The sequence below is a fragment of the Bordetella trematum genome, from assembly GCF_900078335.1.
GTDB classification, from domain to species: domain Bacteria; phylum Pseudomonadota; class Gammaproteobacteria; order Burkholderiales; family Burkholderiaceae_B; genus Bordetella; species Bordetella trematum.
Window position 1 is genome coordinate 107,568 of sequence record NZ_FKBR01000023.1, and the last position, 12,909, is coordinate 120,476.

The following is a 12,909-nucleotide window of genomic DNA, read 5'->3' on the forward strand; positions in this document are numbered from 1 at the left end:
GCGGGAGTCATTTCACATTTTGCGCCAGGCCTGGCCTGGCGACACTGGATATCGGGTAACGATATGAGCTTGAAGAAACTGGCACGCAAACTCTGGACTGGTCGCTCCTCGCGTGAGGTGCAGCAATCCCTGTTCCGCCGCCGCCCGCTCTTCGAGGCGCTGGAGCGCCGTTACCTGATGTCGGCCGAGCTGGTGGTGCCGCCGCCGCCGGCCGCCGAAGACCAGCCGCCGCAGATCGCCTCGGTGCAACCGGGGGCGCAGGGCAAGAAAGCGAGTGCGCCGGGGGCGCACCCCTATCTGGTCGAGCGCGCCGCGTTCCAGAAGGCCGGCGCGCTGGGCGAGGCGCTGACCCTGGACGAGTATGCCAAGGCCCAGCAGGCGCGCCAGGGCGATGCCAAGGCCTGGCTGCCGGGCGCACAGGGCGCGAACGCGGCCCTCAACGGCATTGAAGGCTACACCAGCCACGATGCGTCGACCCAGGTGCGTCAGATCATCTTCGTCGATCCCACGGTGGATAACGCCGAGGAGCTGGTGCAGGGGCTCTACAGTCTGGTCAGCGGCAAGACCGAGGGCCTGGGCGGACTGTTGTCGCCCCAGGGCGAAGGCCCGCAATTGCAGGTACTGCGCAACCACGATACCGAAATCATCGTGCTCGATGGGCGCTACGACGGTGTGCAGCAGATCACCGAGATCCTGGCGCAGCATCGCGATCTGGCGGCCGTGCAGATCATGAGCCACGGCCAGTCCGGTGAGCTCACGCTGGGTACGGCCACGCTGGGGCAACGCCAGCTCGAAAGCTACAAAGACCAGCTGCGCGCCTGGGGCGATGCGCTGTCCGATGACGGCGATCTCATGCTTTATGGCTGCAATGTGGCAGCCGGCAAGGGGGGCGTGGCCTTCGTGGACAGCCTGTCGGCCATCACGCGTGCCGACGTGGCCGCTGCAACCCACTCGGTGGGCAGCGCTGCGTTGGGCGGCGACTGGGTGCTGGACTATCGCAGTGGCGCCATCGAGGCCTCCACGGTGACCGTGGCGCGCTGGGACGGCCTGATGGCGTCGGTCTCCGGGCAGCGCGATGGCGGCAGTACGCTGACCGGCGTGGCAACCGGGGATACGTTGATCGGCTACGGCAGCGACAACACCTTCGTGTTCAACAACAACTCCACCGCCGCGGTCAGCACGATCGAGCTGCGCCAGGGCATGAAGCAGGAAAACGGCGTCTGGGTGCGCAACGCCGATGACGAGAACAGCAACAACACGCTGGATTTCTCGGCCGTCAAGGGCGATATCACGGCCATCATCCACGATGACAGCCATTATCAGATCTCCTACAAGACGCAGGACGGCCAGGGCAACTGGAGCGACCATATCGTCAATGTGGTGTTCAAGTCGGCCGACGGCAGTGAAATCCTGCAGATCGGCGGCAAGACCTTCAACCTGGTCGGCACCGCGCTCGACGGCAAGACCATCCTGGACTACAGCGGCTACGCGACGGGTGTCACGGTAGACCTGTCCGGCCCCTCCGAGGGCAGCAATGGCGAGGAAATCCCGCCGCCGCCGCCGACCGGATTCGGCTATGTGCGCAACATTGGCGGTGTGATCGGTTCGACGCGGGGCGGCAACAAGATTACGGTGGTCGGTGACACGATGGTCACCATCAACCACAAGCAGGACATCATCAAAGGCAGCGGCGGCGACAACACCTACATCGTCGCCGACGGCATCAAGGGCTTCACCCTCTCCCAGCAAAGCGGCCAGAGCGGCAACACGCTGGATCTCTCCCGATACAACGCCGACCTTACCGCCCAGGTGCATACCCAGGGCGGCGTCACCGTCTACCTGGGCGCCGGCGTGGGCAGCGATGGCAGCATCCGCGACCTGAGCGGCGCGACCGCGCTGGTGAACCAGCTCGATATCCAGGTGTTTATCGGCGCCGACGGCAAGACCACGCTGGACTACAGCGGCTATGAAGACAACGTCACCGTCAACCTGAACTATCAGGATGGCTCCACGGCCCTGTATGACGCCAGCGGCCTGGCCGGCGTGCTGAACGTCAACAACGTCATCGGCGGCCTGCGGGACAACGATATCGTCGGCAGTCAGGGCAGCAACATCATTACCGTGGCCAACAGCCAGGGCCACAATCGCATCAGCGGCGGCGGCGGCAACGATCTGGTGATCGGCACGCTGCGCAGCGGTGGCGCGACCGAGTACATCGGCGGCGTGACCGGCAACGCCCAACTCAGCGACCAACAAAGCCGTGTGGTGTTGACGGGCGTGCTCGATGGCGTCGCCCTGGAAGTCACGCTGGTCAACGTCGGCGCCGTGACGCTGCAGGATTACCGCAGCATCGACAGCCAGGCCGCCGTCGGCTCGCAGAACCATGCGAACACGACCGTCACGCTGGATGCCTCGAATTACTCCGGCGATCTCACCCTGATCGGCAGCGCGGGCGCGAACGTGCTCAAGGGCGGTTCGGGCACCAACGTGTTCCGCGGCTATCAAGGCGACAACGTGCTGATCGCCCATGCCGGCGCGCAACGCAACGTGCTGTTCGAGGACGGCAACTGGAATCTCACCCTCACGCCCACCGAACTGCAGGCCGTGCTGGCGCCGGGCGTTGTGCTGGCGCCGGGGCAGGCTACGCCCGTGCTGCACAATCAATTGCAGGGAACGTTTCATGAGGCGCGCCTGAACGGCGGCCTGGCCAGCACCCTGATCGACGCCTCGGCCTTTGTGGGTGACACGCTGCTTGTCAGCGGCCAGATGGCCGGCGGCACCATCAAGTCCGGCAACGGGGCCAATTCCCGTCACCAGATCGTGCTCATGGGCGGGCGCTACGACATCACGGGCGCAAGCGCGGCAGGCGCCACCACCCAGCTGGTGGTCAAGGCCGGCGGCCTGACGGGGCTGGACCCCGCCAGTCTCAAGCAGCAGCTGGCCCAGAGCGGCGGCGCGGCATGGGTGGCATTCCAGGCCACCGGCAACCGCCAGGGCTGGATCCAGCAGGCGGAAAACGCTGTCGCCAACGCCAGCTCGACCTATCGGGACATCACCAGCGTCAAGGTGATCAGCGGCGAGTATGGCAACCACATCGACACCTCAGCCTTCGAGGGACAGGCCGAGCTGGATGGCCGTGCCGGCCTGAGCAATCTTTTTATCATCAGCAATGCGCATGCCACCCAGGTGACGGGTTCGGCCGGCCAGAACACGATCCAGATCGCCACCGGCAACCAGGACCTGCTGCTCAATAACGGTGAGCTGATCCTGGGCAGCGGCTCATCGGCGATCCGCTCGACCTTCACCCATGTCAACGATTTCGACATCACGGTCCAGGGGACCGACCGCAAGGTCGATACCCGGCAGTTCACGGGCGTGACGAGGCAGACGTTCCTGGCGGATCTGACCGGCGGCTACGAAGAGACGGACGGCCCGGCGCTGACGGTTGAGCTCGGCGGCGGCCTGCGTATCGATATCGGCCTGCAGGGTGTGCGCACCCTGCAGGAGCTGCTGGATGCCATCGGCGCAGCCGTCGTGGTGAACGCCGATGGCAAGCCCGTGCGCATCGCCGTGGAGGGCCCCTACCGCGGGCACGTGCTCCCCGATGACAACAGCACGACGGCCTGGGACTATCTCTATGCCCTGCGCGCCGATCTGGACGCTCAGGGAAGATTGGAAATCGCCTACAGCCAGCAGGCGCTGGATGCCGGATTCTCCGGTGTGTTCACCCTGCGCGCGGGCGCTCAACTGCAGCTGGACGGCGAGGGAAATGCTTCCGAGTCCAATGTGCAGCTGTCCACCGCGGCGTGGGCGCTGGGACTGCTGGGCCAGGGGCAGGTGTCAGCCCAGTCCAGCGCCGCAGGCGTGCTGCACGGCGCAGCCCTGGCCATCGGCCACTACACGCACTTTACGCTGGCTAGCAGCAAGGCTTCGGTCTACAGCGGCGGCGGGAACAATCTTTTCAGCGTGAATTTCGTCAGTGGCGCCGGTGCGACGGGCGGCGGAAACAATCTCTATCTGCAGGCGGGCGCGGTCAACCGCGTGGCGGTGCAGACCCACTACGACACCACCATCAGCGGCAATCAGGTAGTGGCCGTCGACGGGGCGAGCAAGATCCTGTCCTTTGTCGGCGTATTGCCCACCGAACTGAGCGTGGCGGCCACCAATACCAGCGGCACGGTCATTCTGGATGCCAGCGGTTGGGATCATGCGATTTCGCTCATCAGCGAAGGCGCGGCCAATGAGCTCAAGGGCAATACCAGCAACGTCCGTTTCGTGGTCCAGCAACCCGCCAGCGGTCAGGTGACCGTCTCGCTCAAGGCGGCGGGAGGGCAGGGCAACAGTATCGAGCTGCTGGCGCGCAGCGGCGCCAGCGCCGCCACCTCGGGTATGCTGGGCGCCAATGCGGCCCTCATCGGTGTGCAGATGGGCGCCAATACCGGGGCGCTGGGCTATGTGCTGGATCTGGGCGAGCACGGCGTGGTGGACAGCGACCTCGGCCTGACCGGACGCAACGTGACCGTGCGCGCGCGCGTGCTGGAAGTCAAGCATGGCATCGATCTGGACAGCAGCCGCACGCTGCGCCTGGAAGGCGAGAAGATCACCATTGGCGAGGATACCGGCGCCAATATCGTTGTGACCGCCGGGGTGGTGCAGATCTTCGCCCAGCGCTACCGCCCGTGGCGCAGCAGCCTGGCGCAGATCTATACGCTGAAGACGGATATCACCGTCAAGAATGCCACCTTGTGGGCCAGCCAGGCCGGCGGCGAGGGCCTGACCCTGCAGGCGCGCATCGACAGCGAGCAGTACGACGACAGGCTGCAGCCCTTCAAGAATGCCGCCGACCAGCGCGGCGTGCTGGGCATGCTGGCCACGGCCGGCAACAAGGCGATCGAGGCCGCGCTGACTTTCCTGGACGGCGCGGGCGCGATGGCCAGCTGGGCCGCGATCCAGTACAAATCGTCGATCACGGTGGGCAGCCAGGCCAGGCTGCTGTCCCAGTCCGACATCTCGGTGCGGGCGCAGGCGCTGGCCAAGGTGGATCTGAGCCCGCTGGTGGCCAAGATCGCCGGGGTCGGGGTGGGCGTATTGCGCAACGAGGCCAAGGTCGATATCGCCGGCACCGTAGCCGCCGGGCGTCATCTGGATGTGCGCTCCGAAGTGAGCAACACCATGAATATCGCGCTCAAGCCGGGCATGGTGGGTGCGGTGCCCGCGGTGGTCGGCGTGGGCGTCGGCGTGGTGCTGAGCGAGTCGTCCGTGACGGTCCGCGGCAGCGCCCACCTGAGCACCGGCCGCTGGGTGGACGGCACGGATACGGCGTCGCTGGTCGACAGCCAGCTCAAGGGCAACCTCAGCGTCCAGGCGCTGACCGCCCACAAACATACGATTTCCCTGGTGGTGCGTGGCGACATGGCCACCAGCGATGACACCACGGCCGTGGCTCAGGATCCGGCCAAGACCGGGCCGGCCCAGGAAACCGGGCGCTACAACGCCTCTTATGCCAAGGTGGGAGTCGGCGTAGGCTTTGCCTATAACGACATCCAGACCCATGTGCAGATCGACGGCACCTTGAGTGCCGGCAATGGCGGTGCGCTGGACGTGCAGGCCAGCATGGCCGATGGCGGCAGCGCCGTGACGGTGCAGACCCTGCTGGGCGCGCGTCCGGCCACCGGCAGCGATTACGTCGAGAATGTGCTGTATGAGGCGCAGACTTATGGCATCGGCCTGATTGCCACGCCGCTCGCCGCCGAGGCCAGCCGTGGCCTGGGCATGGCCACGGCCGAGACCAAGGCTTTCTTCCAGACCCTGGTGCGCGGCGCCAAGGAAGGCACGTTCGGCGAACGCTTCCGGGCCAACATGGCCGACAACGCCGAGAAGGAACGCAAGGAGTACGACGACAAGGTCCGCAAGGAGGCCGAGAGCACCTCGACCGAGTTCCAGGTGGGGGCAGCCCTGGGCATGACGATGGACGACATCACCACCCGGGTGGTGATCGGCAGCCAGAGCGGCAGCACGCCCAGCATCGAAACGCAGGGCGGCGACGTCAACATCAGCGCGGTCAATCGCTACAACACCCGCCTGACCGTGATGAGCGGGGTCGACGATCAGGCCATCGCGGCCAAGCAGGACTTTCTCAAGAAACGCAATGACCTGACGACCGATCAGGTCAAGCGCAATACAGGGGCCGATGGTTCCGATCTCGGGGCCGCAGCGGCAGTCGTGGTGCGCCTGGATTCGGTGGTCAGCGAGGTGACGGTCGGGCAGGGCGCGACGATTCTGAGCAACGGCGGCGACGTCAAGGTGGCCGCGCAGAACCTCAACCAGATCGATCCGCACGGTTTGTGGCTGGGCAATCTGTATGCGCCCTTCGACAAGATCGGGCAGCGCTGGAACGCCGCCGAAGGCACCCTGGCGAAAATGGGCGTGGGCGGCGAGGCGGCCTGGGCCTTCCTGATGAATCTGCAGAACACCCTGACGAGCGCAGGCGGGATTTCCAACAGTTTCAGCAACTGGGCCAGCGCCACGTCCAAGAGCAAGAAGCTGGCGCTGTCCGGCGCCTTCGTGGTGCAGGTCCAGAATACGCAGACGCAGGCCCGGATCGATGGCCGCATCGATACCCGTGCAGGCCAGGCGCCGGGCGGCAGCGCCGGCGACGTGGACGTCTCGGCGCTCAACAGCACCCAGCGCATGACCCTGACGGGCAACATCCTGCTGCCCGCGCTGTCGATCGGCGGCGGGGACGCCCTCAAGACGGCCAAGCCGCGTGCCGACAATCAGGGCCGGCTGTCGTATGGCAAGGACCTGCTCAAGGGCTTCCTCACGCCCAAGGTGGTCGGTTTCGACTATGGCAGCAGCTCCAAGGAGGGCTCGGCCATCGGCGTGTCGGTGGCGGTCACGGCGGCAACCCACAAGACCAGTGCCGTGCTGAGCAACAGCGCGCAGGTCTACGCGGATGCGCTCACGGTCAGCGCCGACAATGAAGTCGTGGCGACGACCCTGGGCGCCTCCGGCGGTCAGGCGCGCACGCTGGCGGCCAATGGCGTGGTTCTGGTCAATGTGATCGGTTCGCGCACCCTGGCCCAGGTGCAGGGCGGCGTGCAGGCCGATATCCGCGGCGCGGCCAAGATCCGTGCCGAGGACGCGACCTGGGTCGGTACCGTGGCCGGCGCGGCCGCACGCTCGGAAAGCGCGGGCGTGGGCATGAGCGTGGCCATCAATGACATCGGGCGCTCCACGCAGGCCTTGCTGGGCGACACCCTCATTGCCTCGCACAATGCCGCCTCGACGCCGCGGGTGGGCTCGATCAAGGTCGGCAGCCTGACGCTGGAAAGCGAAAACCGCGGTTTTGTCGGCAACCTGACGGTCGCCGGCTCCAAGGTGGCCAATGCCTCGGCCGCCAGCCCCAATGGGGGCGACGTGCAGGACACCAGCCTGCCCGTCAGTGGCGGCGCAGCGGGCCAGGGCGGTTTGCCCGGCGCGCTCGATCCCGGCGAAGAAATCTCGCTCTCGGATTTCCTGAAGGAAATCAGCGACAGCACCTCGACCCTGACCCAGGATGGCGCCGCAGGCGGCGGCGCCAAGCAGGAAAGCAAGGCCGGCATCGGCATTTCCGGCGCGGTGGCCGTCAACATCATCAATGACGATACGCAGTCGTACATCAACGCCGCTGGCCTGGAAATCCAGGCCACGGGCGAGGTGCGCCTGCAAGCCGACAACCATACGCATGTACTGGCGGCCTCGGGGGCGGTAGCCCTGGCGCAGGCCTCGGGCGACAAAACCAATGTCGGCCTGGCCGGCGCGTTCAGCATGAACATGCAGGGCGGCCAGACCCTGGCCGAGGTCGTGGCGCTGGGCAAGCTGGTGGCGGGAGGGCATCTCAAGGTGGATGCCCGCCGTCAGGGCGTGGCCGTGACCGTGGCCGCCGGCATGGCCGGCGCCCAGGGCAAGAAGGGCGTGGCAGCAGCCGGTTCGGCGGCCGTCTCGGTCGCGGGATACGACACCATCGCGCGGATCGGACAGGTCCAGCAGGTCAGCGCCAAGGATGTGGTCGTGCAGGCGCGCGACACCAGCGTGCTGGCCACGCTGGCCGGCTCCGGCGCGGTCAGTCAGGGTCGCGCAGGCGTGGGCGCGGCCGTATCGGTCAACGTCAGCCGCAGCGGCGTCGTCGCGGGCATCCAGAACGTGGATGCGCTGACGTATACCGGGCAGCTCAAGGTCCAGGCCGATGGCGTGCAGACCGTTGTCGGCCTGGCCGGCGCGCTGGGCGCGGCCAACGATGGGGCTGGTGTGGGTGGCACGGTAGCCGTGAACGCGATCGCCAACCGCATCGAGAGCTATCTGCTCAACAGCAAAGTCGAACACCAGGGCAGCGCCGCAGGCGCGCTCAGCGTGACCGCCGAAGACCGCACAACCCTCATCGCGCTGACCGGTGCGGCCGGCGCCGGCAAGAAGGCCGGCGTGGGCGTGGCCGTCAGCGTCAACCTGATCAACAATGCCGTGCTGGCTGGCATGCAGGGCAGCCGCGTCACGACGCGTGGCGACATCGTGCTGAAGGCTTCCGATCGTTCGTCGCTGGGCGGCGGCGCGGTCGGCGTGGGCGTGGGCACGGGCCAGGCGCGTTTCGCCGGCGCAGGATCGATTCAGGTCAACCGGATCGGCTCGACCGTGGCAGCCTATGTGCTGCCGCGCTATGTCAACGGCCAGGCCACGCCTAACAGCAGTGTCATCGAGGCGGCCTCCCTCAAGGTCGAGGCCATCGAGAACAATACGCTGGTTGCCGTGACCGGCGCCGCGGCCATGACGCTGGGCGGCAATGTCGCCGCCGGCGCCTCGGTCAGCGTCAACCAGTTCAGCTCGCGCGCCAGCGCGCGGGTGGAGCACAGCGAGATTACGCTCGACGGCAAGCTGGATGTCTCGGCGCACAGCTCGCCGCTGCTGGTGTCGGTGGGCGCGGCAGGCGCCTTGTCCAAGAAGCTCGCGCTGGCGGGCGCGGTCAACGTCAACCTGATGCGCGGCGCCACCGAAGCGGTGGTCAGCCACTCGACCGTCCGGGCAGGGCAGCGGGCCGGTTTCAGTGGTGAGGCGGTGCGTGTCAACGCCTCGGATGCGTCGGCGCTCTACGCCATTACGGTGGCTGGCGCGGCCGGCACCGACGGTGCGGGCGTGGGCCTGGCCGTGGCCGTCAATATCATGGGCAGCAACAACCCGTTCGACCGGGATCTGCTGCGTTTCGAGGACGGAAAACTGGGTGACTCCGACGCCGACGTCACCACCGCCACCCTCAAGGACAACGGCGCGGGCGAGCAGCCCAAGGTGAGCGCGCGTGTCGTGCAAAGCGATGTGCGCGCCAAGGCGGGTGACATCAATGTGTTTGCCGGCCTGGTCGACCCCTTGTCGGCAGGCGGCAATGCGCAGCTTAACGGCGGCGATGTACTGAGCGTGGGCGGCGGCGACATCGTCTTCCACCAGGGCGGCAATCAGTTCGTGTTCACCGGCGTGGCGGCCGATACCATCAACGGCAAGACCGATGATCAGGCCGGCAACGCCGGCATGCCGGTCCCCGAAACCGACGACGGCCAGGAGTTCAGCGGCTGGCAGACCGGGGATGGCGTCTATCTGGGCGCCTCGGCCAGCCAGCTGCGTCTGCTCGACGGCTCGCCGCTGCACCCCGATCGCATTTACTACGTCATCCGGCGCGAAGCGCCGGACGGGCAGGCCATCATTCAGCTGGCGGCCACCCAGGAAGACGCCCTGCGCGGCAAGGCGATGGAGTTCTCGGTCGCGACTGCGCCGGGCCTGCGTTTTGCCCACGTGCCCCTGCAGGAGGCCACGCGCGCCAATCTGCAGCCCTTCCAGGGTGTGAGCGGCAAGGTGACGATCGACCAGGCCGGCAACCGGGTGAGGTTGGACAAGCCCTTCCACGGCGTGCAGGAAGGCGCGGCGATCGTCTACAGCGGCTCTCTGAAGAACGGCCAGCTCGACGATACCAAGGGCAACCGCATCCTGGCCGGGGGCGAGGATGTGCTGCAGGTGGGCACGACCTACTATGTGGTCAACCTGAGCGCTGACCAGACCTCGTTCCAGCTGCGCGATGGGCAAGGCAATATTGTCGATTTCAGCCAGGCCCAGGTGGCCGATGTCGAGCAGCGCTTCAGTGTCGACAACCCGGCCGGCGCCAAACTCAATTCCGACGGCACGCTGACGCTGCCCAAGGCCCACGGTCTGGCCAGCGGCGATCATGTCGTCTTCCATGGTTCCAGCCAGGGGACGCTGACCGGCCTGGAGCAGGATCGGGTCTATGTGGTGGAGGTGGTGGACAGCACCACGCTGCGCCTGCTGGCCCTGGACGGCAGCGCCGTCACCTTGGGCGAGCGGCCTTATGAGGCCGAGTTCGACAGCGTTTCGCGTCAATATACCTATTACCTGACCGATGCCCAGGGCAATCGCCAGCAGGACAACCAGGGCAAGCCGATCACGCTCAAGCCCGACGCCCTGTTCGGCCTGACCCGCGTCACGCTCACCACGCAGCAGGCGCAGACCACGACCAGCACGCAAGACGATGGTAGCGAAAAGACCACCATCGTCAGCGGGCCGTCCAAGGATGCCACGGTGTCCCCGAACAGCGCCACAAACCATCGCGCGACCGAAAACAGCCTGAAAATCACGGGGGCCGGCACGCTGTCGACCGGCGACATGGTGGTTTACCAAAGCCAGGGTCGCCAGATCGACGGTCTGGTCGATGGCGAACGCTATTACGTGATCGACGTCTCCAGCGGCGGCGAGCAGCGCTATCAGCTCGCCACGTCGCTGGACAATGCACGCGACGGCATCGCCATCCGCCTGGGCGATGGCGACGGTTCGGGGGGCGTTAGCCTGAAAAAGGTGGTCAGCCATGTGAGCAGCGGCGGCGTGATCGATCTGGACATCGGCGCGCTGACCCAGGGCCATAGCCTGAGCAACTCGATGCTGAGCATCACGGTGGCCGGGGCCGGCGGCAAGTCCTTTGGCGGAGCCGGCGCCATTGGCGTCAATCTGTCCCGGGCCGAAGTGAGCGCGACGGTGGACGCCGGCTCGCTGGCCAGGCAGATCCGGACCGACGACGGCCGGTTGTCCGTCTCGGCGCAGGATCGCAGCCGTATCGTCAGCGCGGCCGGCGCCCTGGGCCTGGGCCTGGCGGCGGGTAAGTCGCTGGCCATTGGCGCCTCGGTCAGCGTGGCCGAGATGCGCAACAAAGTGACTGCAACGCTGGCCAAGGCCAGCGTGCAGGCCGATGCGGTGCAGGTGCATGCGGAATCGCGCGCCAGCCTCTACAACGTGTCGCTCGGCCTGGCCGGGGGCGCCGGTGCGGCAGTCAGCGGTTCGCTGACCATCAATACGCTGGAGACCGAAGTGCGGGCCAGCATCCTGGACGCCAGCGTGACGGCGCTCAAGGGCGATATCCGCGTGCTGGCTCTGGACACGGCGTCGGCTGCCGCGCTGGCGGGCAATGTGTCGGTGTCGGTCGGCGGACGAGTGGCGGGCGGGATGGCGTTCGCAGTCAACCGCGTGGCCGATATCGTCTATGCCGGCGTGTTGCGTTCGGGCCTGTCGGCGGCCGGCGACATCGTGGTGCGCGCCGCGTTCGCGCGCCCGGATGACCTGCCGCCTGGCCTGGATGCCCAGATTGCCGCCATGGCGGTCAGTGGCGCGGCCGCCTTCGGCAATGAGCAGGGCAATATCGGTTTTGGCGGCTCGGCCGTGCTGAACTGGCTGGCCAATCAGATTACCGCCGAGATCGGCGATACCATGGCCGGCCAGGATATCGTGGCCGGTGGCGATCTGCTGGTGCAGGCCGCGGATCGTTCGACCATCAACAGCCTGGCCGGCGCGGTGGCGCTCGGCCTGGGCATGCAGGGCACGGGCGTGGCGGTGGGTGCCAGCCTGTCGTACAACTATCTGGGCGGCGCGCCTTTCGGCGCGGTGCGCTCGCACGCCATCAACGCGACGCTGCGTGACACCAAGGGCCTGGTGAAGGCCGGCCATATCGGCGTGAACAGCGAGTTCGCCGGCAAGATTCATAACCTCACCCTGGCGGGGGCGGCGGCCTCCGGAACGGTGGCTGTGGCGGTGGGCGGCGCGGTGTCGGTCAACCGACTGAACAGCCGCAACGAGGCCAGCATCCGCAATGTCCGCCAGATCGAGGCGCACGCCATCAGCGGCGTTCCGGGCATTTCGGTGAGCGCCGACGACAACGGCTATGTCCTCGCGGTGGCGGGCGGCATCGGCGTGGCCGTGGCGCCCGGCGCGGGCACGGGTATTGCGGCCGGTGTCTCGGCCGCTCACAACCATGTCAGCAATCACACGCTGGCAACCATCGATGGCGCCGGCACGGCAACGCCGGGCGGGCGCAGCTCGCTCAGCAGCGCCAATGGCTTGCTGGTGAGGGCGGATAACCATTCCCGGATCGTTTCGGTGACGGTCGGCGTGGCGGCTGCGGTCGCCGCAGGCAACGGGTTTGCCGGCGCCGGCGCCGGAGCCGGTAGCGGCAACACGATAGACGGCAAGGTCGAAGCCCTGGTCCGCCAGGTCGACATGCCGTCCAGCGGCAACCAGGGCGATGTGCAGGTCCTGGCGGGCAATGACAGCCGCATCGTGACCGTGGCCGGCGCGCTGGGCGTGTCGGTCGGCGTGGGGGCCGCTGGCGTGGGGGCGTCGATCGGGGTTTCGGTATCGATGAACCACATCCAGGTCGCTACGCGTGCGCGCATCGTCGATTCGGTGCTGCAGGCGCAGCGCAAGATCCAGGTGTCGGCCGAAGATAAGGCCCGCATCACCGCCATTGCGCTGGGCGGAGCGGTCAGTGTGCAGGCCGGCGCAGTCGGCCTGGCGATGGCCGTCGGCACCAGCGTGGCGGTCAACAAGGTATTC

At 67.1% G+C, this 12,909-nt stretch carries 1 protein-coding gene (cut by a window edge); it reads left to right on the forward strand.

What is annotated here, in order from left to right; genetic code table 11:
* Nucleotides 1-63 precede the first annotated feature (63 nt).
* Nucleotides 64-12,909: part of a DUF4347 domain-containing protein coding region (locus A7V84_RS21155; protein ID WP_204246497.1), annotated on the forward strand (this coding region is incomplete at its 3' end). 14,496 nt of the annotated region lie beyond the right edge of the window; the window shows 12,846 of its 27,342 annotated nt.